This window comes from Bacteroides celer (assembly GCF_002632415.2).
Taxonomy (GTDB): Bacteria; Bacteroidota; Bacteroidia; order Bacteroidales; family Bacteroidaceae; genus Bacteroides.
The window spans coordinates 26865-44764 of record NZ_CP178209.1; the positions used below are offsets into that span (position 1 = coordinate 26865).

Annotated in this window: 11 protein-coding genes; 2 read left to right on the top strand and 9 right to left on the bottom strand. The window is 42.3% G+C overall.

Translation table 11 applies throughout. The features are described from left to right. Positions 1-7: 7 nt before the first annotated feature. The gene (locus CJF29_RS00090) at positions 8-3325 is read right to left on the bottom strand and encodes a SusC/RagA family TonB-linked outer membrane protein (RefSeq protein WP_099146467.1); all 3318 of its coding nucleotides are present in this window, start codon (positions 3323-3325) and stop codon (positions 8-10) included. 342 nt (positions 3326-3667) lie between these two features. Between CJF29_RS00090 and CJF29_RS00095 the strand changes: the two genes are divergently transcribed. Continuing rightward, positions 3668-4645, top strand: coding sequence for an IS982 family transposase (locus CJF29_RS00095; RefSeq protein ID WP_070752807.1), 978 nt, complete (start codon positions 3668-3670; stop codon positions 4643-4645). Between the two features lie 475 nt (positions 4646-5120). On the opposite strand, the gene CJF29_RS00100 is transcribed toward CJF29_RS00095, so the two are convergent. Together CJF29_RS00100 and CJF29_RS00105 are read right to left on the bottom strand one after the other, a co-directional pair. After that, positions 5121-6269, bottom strand: coding sequence for an IS91 family transposase (locus tag CJF29_RS00100; protein ID WP_413544514.1), 1149 nt, complete (start codon positions 6267-6269; stop codon positions 5121-5123). Further along, entirely contained in the window at positions 6266-7168 is a 903-nt protein-coding gene (locus tag CJF29_RS00105) for a tyrosine-type recombinase/integrase (protein ID WP_413544495.1), read from the bottom strand. The genes CJF29_RS00100 and CJF29_RS00105 overlap by 4 nt, the downstream gene beginning before the upstream one ends. 822 nt (positions 7169-7990) lie before the next feature. On the opposite strand from CJF29_RS00105, the gene mutS reads away from it, so the two are divergent. Then, positions 7991-10579, top strand: a complete 2589-nt coding sequence (gene mutS / locus CJF29_RS00110; protein WP_032846723.1) for a DNA mismatch repair protein MutS — start codon at positions 7991-7993, stop codon at positions 10577-10579. A gap of 130 nt (positions 10580-10709) precedes the next feature. On the opposite strand, the gene lgt is transcribed toward mutS, so the two are convergent. The 6 genes from lgt to CJF29_RS00140 all read right to left on the bottom strand — a co-directional run bounded on the left by lgt (position 10710) and on the right by CJF29_RS00140 (position 17504). Next, positions 10710-11546, bottom strand: a complete 837-nt coding sequence (gene lgt / locus CJF29_RS00115; RefSeq protein WP_008023590.1) for a prolipoprotein diacylglyceryl transferase — start codon at positions 11544-11546, stop codon at positions 10710-10712. A 17-nt stretch (positions 11547-11563) separates the two neighbouring features. Beyond that, complete coding sequence (locus CJF29_RS00120; protein WP_004302787.1) at positions 11564-12481, bottom strand: ketopantoate reductase family protein; 918 nt, start codon at positions 12479-12481, stop codon at positions 11564-11566. Positions 12482-12528: 47 nt separating this feature from the next. Next, the gene (gene ychF, locus CJF29_RS00125) at positions 12529-13632 is read right to left on the bottom strand and encodes a redox-regulated ATPase YchF (protein WP_004298673.1); all 1104 of its coding nucleotides are present in this window, start codon (positions 13630-13632) and stop codon (positions 12529-12531) included. Positions 13633-13698: 66 nt separating this feature from the next. After that, positions 13699-14841, bottom strand: a complete 1143-nt coding sequence (araJ, locus tag CJF29_RS00130; RefSeq protein ID WP_099146785.1) for an MFS transporter AraJ — start codon at positions 14839-14841, stop codon at positions 13699-13701. Between the two features lie 301 nt (positions 14842-15142). Further along, positions 15143-16549, bottom strand: a complete 1407-nt coding sequence (locus CJF29_RS00135) for an alpha/beta hydrolase family protein (protein WP_099146784.1) — start codon at positions 16547-16549, stop codon at positions 15143-15145. Next, entirely contained in the window at positions 16536-17504 is a 969-nt protein-coding gene (locus tag CJF29_RS00140; RefSeq protein ID WP_099146783.1) for a helix-turn-helix domain-containing protein, read from the bottom strand. Before CJF29_RS00140 ends, CJF29_RS00135 begins: the two co-directional genes overlap by 14 nt. Positions 17505-17900 lie beyond the last annotated feature (396 nt).

Sequence of the window (17900 nt, forward strand, 5' to 3'; positions counted from 1 at the left end):
TTGTTATTTAAAATCCAACATTTACGCTAAACATCACAGAACGGCTTATCGGATAAGTAGCACCGGGGGTTTCAGGATCCATGCCTGAATAGCTGGTGAATGTGAAGAAGTTGTTCAGTGACAAAGAGAAATCTACATTGGAGAGAGCCGAATTACTTATTAACTTCTTAGGTAGCGTATATCCTAAAATGATGCTCTTAATTCTGGCATAAGATAAGTTGGTAAGGAAAGCTCCATGCGTGATTTCTTTGTGCATAGGGTTATAATAGCCAAATCCGTAAACCTCACCGAACGGATTCCATACGCGCGGATAAGTGCCATTTGTATTATTGGGCGTCCAACGGTCGGCTGCTACTTTCGGAACATTCAGATGGTGTGCGAACAAATCATTTTGGAAGACTTGTTCGCGTTCTGTGTAATAAAATACCCCATTACCGCTTACGGTGCTAGCTGAAGTTGGCGACTTGATGAATTCAAAATTTTTGGCTCCTGTGGCAAAAGTTCCGTTTACGCTAAGGCGAATACCTTTATATTCGGCGGTTACATTAAATCCTCCGGTTACGGGAGCTTCACTCGTGCCTAGATAATACCGGTAATTATCGGGCTTATTCAAGTCGGTGGCTGTGTGTATTTCAGCATCGGGACGCAGTTGGTATGTATATAATCCTGTTTCGGGGTCAATGCCGGTGTATCTCCCACTATAGATGGCGTCTACAGGATAGCCTTCCCATAAGTTATTATATCCCATGCTGCTGTAGGAAGCTTTATATTTGGTCACTTTATTCTTGTTATAAGCTATGTTGGCAGAAAGAGACAGATTGAAATCTTTTGTTTTAACAGGAGTTCCATTCAGGGTAGCTTCGATACCTTTGTTATCAATATTAGCAGTATTGTATTTTTGTTGGGTGAATCCTGTGCTGCTTAGTACTTGCACACCTGTTACAATGTCTTTACTTTTCCGGTAGTACCCTTCCACTATACCTGTCAAGCGGTCGTTAAGCATTCCGAAGTCAAGAGCCACTTTCACGTCTTGCGTTTTTTCCCAACGTAGATTGGGATTCGGCGGACTGACTACTTTTCCTATATGATAAATATTGTTGGAAATATTCCGGTAATCATCGTAGTAACTAATAATCATTTGCGGGCTGACACTGCGGTTGATGTTACCTGTAAATCCGGTTGCTATACGGAGTGTTAATCTGTTCAGTACAGGTTTCAGCGGAGCCATGAAATCTTCTTCACTAACATTCCATGCCGCACCGGCTGCCCAGTTAGGATTAAATTGTTTGTCACTACCAAAGTTAGAACTTCCATCGGTACGGAAGGAGGCATTCAATACATATTTGTTTTTGTAATAATAGTCTGCCGAAGCATAGAAAGAGACAAAGCGTTGTTCGCTCCATGTTTCTCCGTTCGAGCCATCAATAGCAGCGAGATAGGCTTTCAGCTTCTCGTAGCCTACTCCTGTCGGGTCATCAGGAAGTGGGGTTATGGCATTTCCGGTGATTTCGTCGTAACCGTATCGTTTGCTGTACAAACCGTCTGATTTACTTCCGCGGAATTCGGCACCGGCTATAAGGGAGACAGAGTGGTCTCCAAAAGAATCATCATAAGCAAAATGCCCGCGGACCATATAGCTCTCATTATCTACATTGCGTTGCAAGATAGAAGCATATTCCTTATTAGTATTGTTATCGATAGAGAGACGGTTGTCTAAAGCTGCTTTTGTGTTTTTACCATATATTTCCTTTAGACGGTTGGTGGAATAAGTATATGAAGCCAGGCCCACAAAGCGCAAATGGTTGATAATGCTGTAATCAATTCCTGCACGAACCATTGTTTTTATATTCTTAGTGCGTGAAGAAGTTTCGTCCATTTCGCGAAGTACATTAAATCCACAATCAGGTATAATCTTGGAACTAGTCTTTTTATTGTTATATTCTCCTAGTGCATAATATGTTTCATCTGCCCGGTAACTGCCGTCTTCGTTATACGGACTTTCGTATGGATTGGCAAAATAAGCATATTGGAAAGGATCGAGACTATTCAGTGCCGGGGACTTTGAATATTGATAAGACATGGATGCCCCAAAGTCAATCTTGACTTTCTGGCTGGGGTGCATTGATAGATTAGCTGTCAGGTTATAACGGTCGTAATCATTATTTTTCAATAAACCGGCGTTGCGGGTATATGCTAGTGAAGTATAATAGGTGTATTTGTCTCCACCACCATTAATGGACAAGTTGTGGGTGGTAGAAACACTGTTGCGAAACAGTTCATCGTACCAATCGGTATTCGTTTTACCTAATTCTTCGATATACGTATCTTGTTGTTCTTTGCTCCATCCGGCAAACTTTCCCCTACCAGCACGAATGATGCCTACTACTCCTACCACCGGATAGTCATTTGTCCCGGCTTCAAATCCCGGAGCAGAGAATTCATCCCATAATCCCTGTTCATAGGCAAGCTTCTCTTGTGAATTCATCAAAGAGTAGTTCCGTTGGGGTGGTAAAGTGACTGATACATTGCCTGAATAGTTTATTTGGGCTTTTCCTGATTTGCCTTTTTTGGTGGTGACAACAATTACTCCACCGGCTGCTCGCGAACCATAAATAGCAGCGGCTGAAGCATCTTTCAAAATAGTAATACTTTCTATGTCGCTGGGATTGATGCCAGCGACACCATTCATGAACAAGTCGTCAAATTGACCGGATTTTATTTCAGCACTGGTAGGCATATCGGTACTTCCACTTTGCATGGGAACTCCGTCGATAACCCATAGTGGCTCACCATCTCCGGTGATTGTATTGGTACCTCTGATTCGTATTTTTTGTGTACTACCAGGTTGTCCGGATATGGCTGATACGGCCACTCCTGCTATTTTACCTTGCATGAGGGCGTCTACCGTTGGTTGGGCTTGGTCTTTTAACTGGTCGGCCGAGATAATTCCGACAGAACCAGTCATTTTCTTAAAAGTAGTTTGGGTATAACCTGTAACGACAACTTGATCCAGTTCACTTGTTGCAGATTCCATTTTAATTTTGATAAAAGGTGTTGCTCCTTTCAATAAGTGCTCTACATTTTTCATGCCAATGTAAGAAAAAACAAGTGTCTTGCCTTCTTTCATCTCTTTGATGGAAAACTTACCATCAATATCTGTGGTAACACCGACTTGGGGGAGCTCCTTATAGCGGACGGATACGCCTACTAATGGTACCCCACTTTCGTCAGTTACAATACCTTTCACTGTTACCTGTGCATTTGCAAATAAAGGTAAAATTAGAGCGAAAAGTAATGTTAATGAAAAAATGGTAATTTTATTCATAATTGTATTATATTGGTTTGAATATATGCAAATGTATTATTATTAGCTGATATAAACAAGAAAAATGATAATATTTGTATTTAAAATGTGTGCTTTTGTTTGAGTGAATATCATTCGATGTTTATTATATTTTTATAAAAGTATAGAAAATTGGTTCATGGTATGTTACGACTGGCTTTTTGCATTATACTGCATATTGGGGAGTTTGATATGTTTTAGAAGGCAAAAAAGAAGTGGCTTAATTTGACAATTTTGGGGCATAATTGCTATACCCAAAACGGCTCGTTTCATGTATGGTTATAAATTTATTCCACCCGTTGGCGGAATTAAATAAATAACCGTATGAGTATTAAAAAGTTGTACATATCACTGATATTTAGTAAATTAGTAGTGACCAAACTATTAATTACAATCAATTCCATGCACAACTTATATGCAATATTCGTAAGATTTCTCGACATCTGCAAGCAATTGGCCGATAATTTGGTGAATGAGTCCGGCAATATCCCAAGATGTGGAGTGGTTCCCAGGTTTTCGGACTTGGAGATAATAGCCCTAAGCCTGACATCAGAAGCGATCGGTATTGACAGTGAATCTTTTCTGTTTTCCAAGCTACAGGAATATAGGACGGAAATCCCGAATCTGGTCTCCCGTCGACAATATAATGACAGACGGAAATACACGTCTTCACTCTGTAAGGTCATTCGTGAGAGGATGGTTCAACGTCTGGATGGATGCGAAGAATACTTTTGCATAGATTCCAAACCGATAGAGGTTTGTCGCTTAGCTCGTGCAAGACGATGCAAGATGGGGAAGAATAATTATGAAAAATCTCCTGCAATCGGCTATTGCGCCTCCCAAGGTGTATATTACTATGGTTATAAATTACATGCTCTCTGCGGATTGAACGGGGTTGTACATTCATTTGACCTGACAAAGGCCAATGTACACGACATTCATTATTTGAAGGATATAAGGACAGAATATAACAATTGCACTCTCATCGGTGATAAGGGATATATCAGCACAGAGATACAATTGGATTTGTTTGAAACAGTAAATATTAGTCTTGAAGTGCCATATCGGTCAAATCAGAAGGACTGGAAACCCACATTCGCTCCATTTGCGAAGTTCAGAAAGAGAATTGAGACACTTTTTTCACAGCTTTGTGATCAATTTATGATTGTTCGGAACTATGCAAAGGATATAGAAGGATTGTTCACCCGCATTATCGGGAAAATTAGCGCATTGACAATCCTACAATATATTAACAAACTAAATGGAAGACCCATTGGAAGAATTAAATATGCGCTGATTTAATTCCGCCAACGGGTATTTATTCCATATCATTATATTTTGGACATGATAAGATTATCATTGAAATATATTTCAACATATGCATTCCTACGATAGAAGTGTCAAAAATAAAAGAGACTAACAATTTCCTTAATTATAAGTTTAGGACTTTATCAGTTAATTCGTTTCTCGGTGAGAAACACTTCGTTTCTCGGTGTCGAACGAAATAGGGCTTCGTGTGCCCCTTAGGGCATATGGAGCCTTTGTTGTACGTTTTCTATTTTTTATGGGGGTTACTTCTGTATCTGTATTTTTTTTCAGCAGTTTCCTAATGTCCTGTGCTTGCTTTTATACTTGTTTTTTCAGCCTTTCTTGATTCCAATCTCCCTTTTTTCCTCCTTTTTCTTTCTATCCGGTGTTTTTACCGTGTTTTCCGTTATGTATATCCACAGAGCCTCTCTCCCAGGACTTCATTCTTCCTGTGAATATATTTTCTTCTTCAAAAAGTACCGTTCAGCGGTTTGGAACTTCCTCTTCCGGGTGGCGACCTGGCTGGTCTGAAAACTTCAATTGTAATCATCTGCGCCCCTCCGCAATGCTTGCATAAGTTATACTCCCTCCATTTGTCTTGGCAGAGTTCTTTCCACTTGGCTCTTTTCCTTTTAAGTGGTGCCGGTGGTACTTTCATCCTTATCTGTATGCTTGTCAACTTCCTTCTGTTGCATGCTGCCAGGAATCCGTAATGCCTGATACGTACAAATCCTGCCGGCAATATATGCCTACTGAACCTGTGTACGAACTCTTCTCCCGTGAGTGTCATCATCTTATGTTTTCCCCCATCCCTGTAATCCTTATAGTCAAACATGACGGCTGTATCTGTAATTCCCTTAATCCTGGCATTACTGATGGCTGCCCTGTGTGAGTAACGCCCTAAGTATTCTATGACCCTTTCCACGCCTTTGAACGGTGCTTTGCTATATACCACCCATTCTTTTTCAAACAGCTTCTTTCTTGTTGCCTGGGGTACTTTCACATGTTTGCTCCACTCTTGCATGAACTTGGCTCTGAACACCCTGCCCATGGCCCTGACCGGGAATAGAAAAGGACTGTCCTGATTTGCCCCTGAGATCTTCCTCCATTCCCCCTTGTCATCTATCCCTCCTTCGGGCACTACACAGTGCAGGTGGGGGTGGTAGTGCAGGTTACTTCCCCATGTATGCAGGATGGCTACCATTCCCGCCTGGGCGCCTTTATTGGCAGCGAAGGCTGCGAGTGTCTTCCAGGCAGCGGCAAACAGGCATGAACAGGTGTGTCTCATATTACCCAGTGCCAGTGAATGCAAGTCGGCCGGCAAGGTAAATACCACATGGAAGTATTTCACGGGCAACATATCCTCTTTGCGTGCCTGTATCCATACCTCACGTTCGGCTCCCTGGCATTTGGGACAATGCCGGTCCCGGCAGCTGTTGTAACTAACACGTACGACTCCACACTGGGGACAGGCATCCACATGCCCTTCCAAAGCGGAGGTACGGCACTGTTCCAGGCGTGAGAGGACCTGGAGAACCCTGCCGCAGGGATGATGTTGGCTGATAAAGGATGATTTGAAGCGGGAAATAATCTGACCGACCTCAAACTCCGTCCTCATGGCTGCGTATTGTTATATCCCACTCCCTCAAGACGGTCCAGTGGACTGAAGGCGTAACCTCCGGCAGGAAGATTGACAAGGTGAAGATAAACCAGGGTTGTCTTTATATCGGCATGTCCCAGAAGGTCACGGATGCGAAGTATATTTTCGCCCATCTCCAGCAGGTGCGTGGCGTAACTGTGACGAAGGGTATGAAGCGTGCAGGGTTTAAGGATGCAGGACGAATGAACCGCTTGTTTAAAAAGATAGCGGATCTCGGAATCTTCGATTTGTCCGCCGAAACAATTGTTGAAAAGATATACCGCGGGTCTGTACTGGATGAAATACTCCCTGAGAAGAAGCAACAGGTTGCCGGAAAGGGGGACGTACCTGTCTTTTCTACCTTTGCCCTGGCGGATGAAAACCTGCATGCGCTTGCTGTCAATATCACAAATTTGCATATTGACCAGTTCACGTAAACGCAGCCCGCAAGAATAAATCAGAGACAGCAGGGATTGGCTGCGGATATTCCCGCAGTGCCGCAAAAGGCTGATCACTTCGGACTGGGAAAGAACAACCGGAAGTTTCTTCGTGCTACGGATACGGGGGAGAGAAAAATTAAGTTCGCTAAGATGCATCGTCTTGCGATAACAGCGGAGACTGTAAACCGTGTGCTTGAAATAGCTCAAACCCGGTGAAGGAGTGCGAGAGAGCAACATGCTGAAATAATCGCGGCAATCATCTTCGCTTAAGTGTTCAGGAAGTTTTTTGAAGTGAAAGCTGATAGCAGCCAACTTATGGCCATAACTTTTTATACTACCAGGAGAATACTGCTCAATAAGAAGTTGTTTGGAAAATTTTTCGTAACTTTGACCAAACCCCGAGATGGAGTCACTGGCACGCTGAATAAAATTTGCCATAGTGGAGAATGTTTATTGGTTGAACATTGGAAATATCACCACTAAAATCAGCAAAAAAAAAGGAATCCCGCATACAGATAGCAAACTTTAGCTATTACGTATGCGGGATTTAGTACAACAGGTTGTTTCTCGGTGAGAAACGGGTCGTTGGTTTTAAAGGAAACCCCCGAATAGTAACCGACTGGATAACAGTGTTTTACAAAACAGTGTTATCTATAAGAAATACATAGGAGTTTTATTGACATTTTTTTGGTAACACCATTTGTTTCTATTGCATCTATTACTGTAATAATATTTACATTAAAACTAAAATATGGCATTTATAAAAGAATTTGTTTCATTCCTTTCTGAAACAGGAATGAATCTATTTTTAAAGGTGGGGCTGCTCTGAACCGAATCTCTAGGATTTCAGATTGCGCCAAAATAATCTGATGATTGAAAAGAGAGAGTTCTGCTGGTTTATATCAAATAGGGACGAAGCGTATAGGCATAAAAAAGGAGCAACGCCTTGCTCCAACCTTTGTTAACCTTAAATCTAATACTATGAAAAACACATTGCAAAGATACGGACTCTTGGGAAATTAGCAAATTATCCAAGAAAAATAGCATGTTTTATAACATGTTTTAATAATTTTCTCCTACTTATTAAGAAATAAACTCTCCTTTTTTCAAGGTATGTAACATTAATTTTGAAAATTGAATCGGAGCATACCGTTGATTCTCTGCCGAAAAACCGCTATCTTTGCAAGGATAATTCATTATATACTCAACAAAAAAGAAAAGGAGACACCCGTGAACGAAGAAGAGATCGTCCTCACCCCGATGATGAAACAGTTTCTGGATTTGAAGGCAAAACATCCGGATGCAGTGATGCTGTTTCGTTGCGGTGACTTTTATGAAACATATTCTACGGATGCCATCGTTGCAGCCGAAATTTTAGGAATCACACTGACAAAACGTGCCAATGGGAAAGGAAAAACTATCGAGATGGCAGGTTTTCCTCATCATGCCCTTGATACATATCTTCCGAAACTGGTTCGCGCCGGAAAACGTGTCGCTATCTGTGACCAGCTGGAAGACCCGAAAATGACGAAGAAGTTGGTGAAGCGTGGCATTACCGAATTGGTTACTCCCGGTGTTTCTATCAATGATAATGTACTGAACTATAAAGAGAATAACTTTCTGGCTGCCGTTCATTTCGGAAAGGCTTCCTGTGGAGTTGCCTTTCTCGATATTTCTACCGGTGAATTCCTTACTGCAGAAGGACCTTTTGATTATATAGACAAGTTGTTGAATAACTTTGCCCCTAAAGAGATTCTTTTTGAACGTGGCAAACGCCTGATGTTTGAAGGTAATTTCGGTAATAAGTTCTTCACGTTCGAGCTGGACGACTGGGTATTTACAGAAACGACTGCCCGTGAGAAACTGCTGAAACACTTTGAAACGAAGAATCTGAAAGGTTTCGGAGTGGAGCATTTGAAGAATGGCATCATTGCTTCCGGTGCTATTTTGCAGTATTTGACAATGACGCAGCATACGCAAATTGGTCACATCACTTCATTGGCGCGTATTGAAGAAGATAAATACGTCCGTCTGGATAAGTTTACGGTGCGTAGCCTTGAGCTGATTGGTAATATGAATGATGGCGGAAGTAGCCTGCTCAATGTGATCGACAGAACGATCAGCCCGATGGGAGCGCGTCTGTTGAAACGTTGGATGGTTTTTCCGTTGAAGGATGAGAAGCCGATTAATGAACGCTTGAACGTAGTGGAATATTTCTTCCGCCAACCTGATTTTAAGGAGCTGATTGAAGAACAGTTGCATCTGATAGGTGACCTGGAACGTATTATTTCCAAAGTGGCTGTAGGGCGTGTGTCGCCCCGTGAAGTCGTTCAGTTGAAGGTAGCTTTACAAGCTATTGAACCGATAAAACAAGCATGTATGGAAGCCGATAATGCGAGTTTGAATCGTATTGGCGAACAGTTGAATCTTTGTATTTCTATTCGTGACCGGATTGCCAAAGAGATAAAAAATGATCCTCCTTTACTGATAAATAAAGGTGGAGTGATTCAAGATGGTGTGAACGCAGACTTGGATGAATTGCGGCAAATTTCTTATTCAGGAAAAGATTATCTGCTAAAAATACAGCAACGAGAGAGCGAGGAGACGGGTATTCCGAGTTTGAAAGTGGCTTATAATAACGTATTCGGTTACTATATCGAAGTCCGTAATGTCCATAAAGATAAAGTTCCTAAAGAGTGGATTCGTAAACAGACGCTGGTTAATGCGGAACGTTATATCACGCAGGAACTAAAGGAATATGAAGAAAAGATTTTGGGAGCGGAAGATAAGATTCTGATTCTGGAAACGCAGCTATATACGGACTTAGTACAGGCATTGATGGAGTTTATTCCACAGATACAGATTAATGCGAATCAGATTGCACGTCTGGACTGTCTGTTGTCATTTGCCAATGTGGCTCGTGAGAATCGTTATATCCGTCCGATTATTGAGGATAATGACGTATTGGATATTCGTCAGGGACGTCACCCGGTAATAGAAAAACAACTTCCGATAGGTGAGAAGTATATTGCCAATGATGTAATGCTGGACAGCGATACACAGCAGATTATTATTATTACAGGTCCGAACATGGCCGGTAAGTCGGCACTCTTGCGTCAGACGGCGTTGATTACGCTATTGGCTCAAATCGGCTCGTTTGTTCCTGCGGAAAGTGCGCATATCGGTTTAGTTGATAAGATATTTACCCGTGTAGGAGCGAGCGATAATATATCAGTCGGTGAATCTACATTTATGGTAGAGATGAATGAAGCGGCTGATATCCTGAATAATGTTTCTTCCCGGAGTCTGGTATTGTTTGACGAATTGGGTCGTGGTACTTCTACTTATGATGGTATTTCCATTGCCTGGGCAATTGTAGAGTATATCCATGAACATCCGAAAGCAAAAGCACGTACATTATTTGCTACGCATTATCATGAATTGAATGAGATGGAGAAATCTTTCAAGCGCATCAAGAATTATAATGTATCGGTGAAAGAAGTTGATAATAAAGTAATCTTCCTTCGTAAACTGGAACGTGGCGGTAGTGAACACTCTTTCGGTATTCATGTGGCAAAGATGGCCGGTATGCCGAAAAGCATTGTGAAACGTGCAAATGAGATATTGAAACAGCTTGAATCTGATAATCGCCAACAGGGCATAGCAGGTAAACCGTTGGCAGAAGTGAGCGAGAATCGTGGAGGTATGCAGTTAAGCTTCTTCCAGTTGGACGATCCGATTCTCTGTCAGATTCGCGATGAGATATTGAATCTTGATGTGAATAATCTTACTCCTATTGAAGCGCTGAATAAACTGAATGATATTAAGAAGATAGTCAGGGGGAAATAAGCTGAAAATGTATATAATGTCTTAGGATATGTTTTCGATTGTTGTCCTGACATTAGGGAAATGGCATTTGTTTTATTGATAAGAAAGAGGGATTAGTGATGTTTGAACCGCTAATCCCTCTTTTTTTGATTTAGGCTATTTTATTTTTCTTCTTGTCATAGAAGAACATGAAATAGACACCTATTATGATAAACGGAACGCTTAACCATTGTCCCATATTGAACATCATGCTGTTTTCAAAATCTTCCTGATTTTCTTTTAGGAATTCGATGAAAAAGCGGAAGGTGAAGATGTAAGTCAGGCAGAGCCCGAAGAAGAAGCCGCGATGCAGTTTCTTGCTGTAATTCTTATACAGGTAAAGCATGATGAAGAACAGGATAAGATAAGCGATGGCTTCGTAGAGCTGTCCCGGATGACGGGGGAGCATATCTACACGTTCGAAAACGAATGCCCAGGGCACATCAGACGGTTTGCCGATGATTTCGGAGTTCATCAGGTTGGCAAGGCGGATGAAGCAGGCGGTGATTGGAGTAGCTACGGCAATCATATCCAGCACGTCCATATAATGGAGCTTCGTCTTGCGGCAATACAGCCAAAGGGCGATTATCAGTCCTAATGTACCGCCGTGGCTGGCAAGTCCTTCATATCCGGTAAATTTCCAGTTTCCGTCCGGCATGAACTTGATAGGAAGAATCATTTCCCAAAAATGAGACAGGTAGTATCCCGGGTCATAGAACAGGCAGTGTCCTAGGCGGGCACCGATTAGAATACCAAAGAAACAGTAAAAGAAAAGCGGGTCAAACTTCTTTTCCTCTATCTTTTTATCCCGGTACTGGTAGTGAACAACCACATAAGCAAAGAATATTCCTACTGCCCACAGTAATCCGTAATAACGGATAGAAATGCCGAACAGGTTGAATAGTTCGGGATTCGGGTTCCAGTTGATGGATAATAGCATGGTATTCATTCTATATTGGATTAATGTTAATGATTAGATTCTTTGAATTTCTCCGCAACCATCCGGTAGGTCGGTATATCTATTCCCTGTTCTTCGGCTGCTGCAATCATGTCGAAGAGCAATCCTTGTATTTCCGAGTCGTGTCCGCGTGCCAGGTCTTTTTGCATAGAAGCGGTACTTTCGGGATCGAGCTTGTCAATCACTTTTAGGTTGTAGCTGACTGGGTCTTCGGGAAATTCGACGCCCAGTTTCTTTCCTAAGGCAGCGCTTTCCGTAGAAAGTCCGATAAATGTATCCCGTATCTTTCCCGGTTTCTGTACTTCTCCCATCGGAACGTCGTAGTAAGCACCTGTCACAGCCATTGCAGAGATAAACGACCATTTGATAAACGTATCCCGGTTGATGTCCGGTGACAGGTCTACCTTTATGCCTGCTTCCTGCAAGTCTTGTTGGATGGCTTCCAGCAATCCCGGTTTTACAACTGTGCCGTGATGAGCGCCGTATACCAACCGGAATATCTTTCCCATTTGGGTGATTTCTCCTGTGCCGGATACGAAACCTACGATATAGATGCAGCCGTCGAGGACAGTGACTTCCGGTACCAACTTTTGTATGCGTGGTCCTGTGCCGTACACATTTAGAATAGGGATGACAACCGTGTCTTTGTGTGCAGCCCTTTTAATCAGTTCTACGATAGAATCGACCGAATAACCTTTTACGCATACAAATATCACATCTGCTTTTCCATTGAATTCTTCAGCGGTAGTAGCCGGAATCCGGAGCGTATGTTCGCCCTTCAAATCCGATTTCAGTTTCAAACCGTTCGTTTGAATCGACTGCAAGTGAGCTCCACGGGCAATACAAGTTACATCTTTGCCTGCCAGCGACAAGAATCCTGCGATACTGCCGCCTACACCTCCCGTTCCTGCAATGAGATATTTCATATTGTTAGCGAATTAGTAATTAATAAGTCGTCGGTGGTAACCGATAATCACACGTTGAAACGGAAATGCATGATGTCGCCATCCTGCACCACATATTCTTTTCCTTCTACACCCAGTTTTCCGGCTTCTTTCACAGCTGCTTCCGAGCCGTATTTGATATAATCATCGTATTTGATAACTTCGGCACGGATAAAGCCTTTTTCAAAATCGGTGTGGATCACTCCGGCACATTGAGGAGCTTTCCATCCTTTTTCGTATGTCCAGGCACGTACTTCTTGTACACCCGCAGTGAAATATGTTTCAAGATTCAGGAGTTTGTAAGCAGATTTGATAAGACGTGCTACGCCCGACTCTTCCAAGCCTACTTCGGCAAGGAACATCTGACGGTCTTCATACGTTTCCAGTTCGGCGATGTCCGCTTCTGTTTTGGCTGCAACAATCAGGATTTGAGCATTCTCGTCTTTTACGGCTTCGCGTACCATATCTACGTATTTATTTCCGTTTACTGCGCTTGCTTCATCAACATTGCAAACATACATTACCGGTTTGCTGGTCAATAAGAACAGTTCGTGAGCAATCTTTTGTTCGTCTTTTGTTTCAAAAGTCACTGTACGTGCAGATTTTCCTTGTTCCAGTGCGTCTTTATATTGAACGAGTACATCGTAAGCTAACTTTGCAGCTTTGTCTCCGCCCGTCTGTGCTTGTTTCTGTACTTTCTGGATACGGCTTTCGATGGTTTCCAGGTCTTTCAATTGAAGTTCGTAGTCAATGATTTCTTTGTCGCGGACAGGATTTACGCTTCCGTCTACGTGTGTCACATTGTCGTCATCGAAGCAACGGAGTACGTGGATAATTGCGTCTGTTTCACGGATATTGGCAAGGAACTTGTTTCCCAGTCCTTCACCTTTGCTTGCGCCTTTCACCAGTCCGGCGATATCTACGATTTCTACAGTTGTAGGAACAATTCGTTGGGGGTGCACCAATTCAGCGAGTGCGTTCAGACGTTCGTCAGGAACAGTGATTACACCTACATTGGGTTCAATTGTACAAAAAGGGAAATTTGCCGCCTGTGCTTTCGCATTCGACAAACAGTTGAAAAGTGTCGACTTACCCACGTTCGGTAGTCCTACAATACCACATTGCAATGCCATTTATCTATTTCGTTTTTATTTAGTTATCGATAATCTGACTGCAAAGATAGGCATTTTGGCAGAGTTTTAATATTTTGCCTGATATTTCTTATAGAAAATCAGGAATAAAGTAAATCCAATTAGGGCGAATGGTACACCCGCCAGGGACGGATAACGGTATCCACCACTAACAGCCAGTCCGCCTGCATAAGCACCGATGGCATTTCCGAGATTGAATGCAACCTGCACGCAGGCTGCTCCCAGCATTTCTCCTCCTTTTGATACGCGGATAATTAATATCTGCTCCGGACTGGATACAGCGAACAGTCCTGCCGTACAAAGGCACATCAACAGGGCTGCTGCCCATTTATAGGGAGAAAGGAAGAAAATGAGCAATAACATAATACAGATAAGTGCTTGAGCGGCAGTCCCTATTTTTCCGGGGGTGTAGCGGTCGGAGAGACGTCCGCTAATCAGGTTTCCCACTACCATACCGAAGCCGGCAAGGATCATTAAAGGCGTAATGCTTTCTGCGGAGAAGCCGGACACATTGGTAAGCATCGGATTGATGTAGCTATACCAGCAGAATACACCGCCATTACCTAGTGCCGTAGCACCGAGAATCAGCCACGGAGCCGGAGTTCTAAGAAAGCGGAATTGTCCTTTAAAGCCGGTATCTTTTAAGCCTTCTACATGCGGAACCCATCGCCAGATGTAATATAGGATAACAATTCCCCAGATACCGACCAGCAGGAAAGTGGCACGCCAGGAAAGCATGGTACTTAGGGAAGTGCCCAAAGGTACACCAAACAGGTTGGCAATGGTCATTCCTGCAATCATGATGGAGACGGCTTCCGAACCTTTACCCTTGTCGGCTAGTTTCTCTGCAACAATAGAGCCTACTCCGAAGTATGCGCCATGAGGCAAGCCGGAGATAAAACGGGCAGCGAGCAACACCCAGTAATTGGGAGCCATAGCCGCACAGATATTACCTATCATAATTACGGTAACTAATACTAACAGAATATGTTTTAGCGGATATTTGCGAGCCAATGTTAATACAGGTGCACCGACACAGACGCCTAATGCATAAGCAGAAATGAAATGCCCTGCGGTAGGAATACTAATACCTAAATCTTTTGCCACATCGGGCAAAATTCCCATCATTACAAATTCGGCAATACCTAATCCTAGTGTGCCGAACGCCAATGCAATAAGACTCTTTTTCATACAAAACTTAACCTTAATACCTGTTACCTTTTTACCTTACTATTATTTGCCGCTTATTTATTTCGGCTGCAAAGGTAAAACAAAATCTTTCAGGGTGAGTTCGATGAGATAGATTTTGATTTAAATCAAATTAGACAATGTTGGTGTAAGCTGATGATGGGAGATTTATGTAGTATATGTAAATTGTAGCCATTTACTTTCTTTCCAATTCTTGCAAATATTTGAAGAATTTGCAAGAATTAGCAAGAAAAGAATGTGATATTGAGAAATGTGTACTTGCTAAGTAATATCATTAATAGACTTATTGTTTCCTTATCCATTCAATGATATCTTTCAAGACTTCCGGATTGATTGTTTCTTCCAACTGCCCGTATTCAGCCAATGTTCCTTTTTCGCAAGTCTGAAACAGATGATTTAAGTTCGGATAGGCTTTGACTGTTACATTTTTGTTTCCATTTCCGGTGATTCTTTCCTGAATGGCAGCAAGATTCATGGCGGCATCCACTTGAATATCCTTTTCTCCGTTCAGAGCCAGAACCGGACATTTTGGTTTCTTCAAATCCTGGGCCGGGTCATATCTCATAAAATGAAGATACCACGGAGAAGTCATCGAACTGATTTGTGCGGATAGTTGCTGGATGGTATTCAGGTCTTTCAATTGTTCGGGAGACATTGTTTTTGTAACGTCTGCATACAGTTCTTTCTGCAACTCTTCGGGAGTTTTGTCTGTTTGTTGCAGTATGGCATATCTGTTCCGTATCGAAGGCTTCATCCCTTGCCAGACGGCATCCGGCATTCCCTGGGATTTAGAGATTAACTCTACCTGCTTCAGCATCAGACTGTCGCCTCTCACGCCGGCTCCTGCCAATGAAACGACAAATGCAATGGATGGGTCCTTTTTGGCAACGATGAATGCAATGATTCCGCCTGCACTATGTCCGATAATTCCGATTTTCTTTGCATTTATTTCTTTTCTGCTGCGCAGATAATTCACCATTGCTTCCGTATCTGTGGCAAAATCTTCATTGGTAGCTGTTGCGTGAGTACCTTGTGAGGCGGCAGTACCCCTGTCATCACATCTAAGCACAGCAATTCCGTTCCGGGTCAGATAATCGGCGATGACAAAGAAAGGTTTGTGTCCCATGATTTCCTCATCCCGGTTCTGCGCACCGCTTCCCGTCACCATTACCACTGCTGGAAATTTAGTTCCTTTTTCGGGAAGAGTCAATGTTCCGGAAAGATAAATTCCGTCCCGTTCATTCTTCACTGTGACTTCTTCGCTTCTGTAAGGGAAAGGCGGTTGAGACTCCTGCGGACGCTTGGGACGGCTGGTTTCTCCCTTTTTCAAATTCAACGGGAAAGGCATTCCTTGCGTAAATGTTCCGTTGATTGTGTTATCACTGTTCAGCTTTCCTTTGTATGAAGCATGAATCACAGGTATCTGGATAATTAAAGTAGAATCATTGAAAGAGGTAGCCTGTGTCTTGATACCGTTGGCTCTCTGGTCGGGACTGTCCAGTGTGGTCACATAAGCGCCTTGTTCCGTTTGACTGATGTGGAATACAATAGTCAGCGAACCGGTGGGAATGGAAAGTTTTCCGTGCCAGGTTCCCGAAATATCTTGGGCGGAAACAGAGGATGAAAAGAACACTCCGGCTAATAGTCCGGTAATGAGAGTAAAGATGCGGATAGTCTTAACTATTTTCATATATTGTGTCTTTGTAATGGGTTTCTCTTATGATTCCTGCAGTTGATATCCTGCGATATTTCATTTTGTACTTGGCAGGTGTGGTTCCCGTGATTTCGTGGAATAAACGGGTAAAATGGAAGCGGTTCTGAAATTCAGTCTTGTATGTGATTTCATCAATGGTCATATCGGTAGTGAGCAACATGAAACAGGCGTAATCTATCCGTTTCTTTTTGATGTATTTCTGAAGCTGAACTCCCATATTGTTTTTGAATAAGCGGGAAAATGAGTTAGGCGACATACACACCATGTCTGCCAGAAACTTGTTAGACAAATCCTGTTCATAGTTATTCTCGATGTAATCTATGATTTTATTCACCCGTAGGTCGCAGGTAGTGGGTTTCCATATTTCTTCGTTGCTATATTGAAATATCTCACAGATCAGAGACTGTATCAACCAGTATATATGGATGCTGAATGTTCCGGATTCATAATTCTCTGTCAGGTAAGTGCACAATTCATTGATTTTGTCTTTCAGATTCTCCTTCAAAGGACAAAAATGAATCCCCGGCAAAATCTTGTTATTCATGGGAAGTAAAATGAAGTGGATAAACAAGTGTCTTATCGTTTCTTTTTCAGAAAGAAAAGTGCTCCGTTCGGCAGGGTTTATGGCGCCTATGTCTCCACCTTCCAAACAGTGGCTGTTGTGAGGGATGCGATGTCCTGCTATTTTTGATTTATAGTCGGTATTGGGAGCAATCAGGTAAATCTTGTCAGGTTCCATCGGCAACTCCTTTCCTTCGTATTCTATCACTCCTCCTTTATTAAAATTATAATAGATTCTCCAGAATGGAAACGATAATATGTTGTATTCCCATTTTTTTAGCCACCAGAACCTGCAACAGTAAATGTCGGCTGACAGTCGGGGGAAATACTGTTTGAAGCAGGAAGGATCTCCCATAAATGACTTGTTCATTAGATATATAATAAGGTATTGTTCATAATGCTTGCTGCAAAGATAATGAATTTCTGATAAACCGGATTGCTCTTTAGGGTAAAATATCCGTCACCTTTATCTAAGCGTCTGTGTATGATTTGCTTGTTACGTCAGGTATTAATGTTTGAGATGACAGGTATTAATACTTGGTAATTCAGGTATTAATACTTGGGATGTCAGGTGTTAGGCCTTGAGTTGTTGTGTCCATATAGCTTGCATGATGAGTATATATACCTTGCGTATGATGTATAAATGGCTTACGTACAGATATTCTTGAAACAAGGTGAAAGTAGTGAAAGCGATTAATGATTTATAGTCAAAAAGAGCGATACACGGCAATATTGTTGTGTTCAGTCATAAATGTGATTAAAATAG

Coding starts and splice junctions, on each gene's coding strand:
- CJF29_RS00090 (WP_099146467.1), bottom strand. CDS start 3,325: ATGAATAAAATTACCATTTTTTCATTAACATTACTTTTCGCTCTAATT.
- CJF29_RS00095 (WP_070752807.1), top strand. CDS start 3,668: ATGAGTATTAAAAAGTTGTACATATCACTGATATTTAGTAAATTAGTA.
- CJF29_RS00100 (WP_413544514.1), bottom strand. CDS start 6,269: ATGAGGACGGAGTTTGAGGTCGGTCAGATTATTTCCCGCTTCAAATCA.
- CJF29_RS00105 (WP_413544495.1), bottom strand. CDS start 7,168: ATGGCAAATTTTATTCAGCGTGCCAGTGACTCCATCTCGGGGTTTGGT.
- mutS (WP_032846723.1), top strand. CDS start 7,991: ATGATGAAACAGTTTCTGGATTTGAAGGCAAAACATCCGGATGCAGTG.
- lgt (WP_008023590.1), bottom strand. CDS start 11,546: ATGAATACCATGCTATTATCCATCAACTGGAACCCGAATCCCGAACTA.
- CJF29_RS00120 (WP_004302787.1), bottom strand. CDS start 12,481: ATGAAATATCTCATTGCAGGAACGGGAGGTGTAGGCGGCAGTATCGCA.
- ychF (WP_004298673.1), bottom strand. CDS start 13,632: ATGGCATTGCAATGTGGTATTGTAGGACTACCGAACGTGGGTAAGTCG.
- araJ (WP_099146785.1), bottom strand. CDS start 14,841: ATGAAAAAGAGTCTTATTGCATTGGCGTTCGGCACACTAGGATTAGGT.
- CJF29_RS00135 (WP_099146784.1), bottom strand. CDS start 16,549: ATGAAAATAGTTAAGACTATCCGCATCTTTACTCTCATTACCGGACTA.
- CJF29_RS00140 (WP_099146783.1), bottom strand. CDS start 17,504: ATGAACAAGTCATTTATGGGAGATCCTTCCTGCTTCAAACAGTATTTC.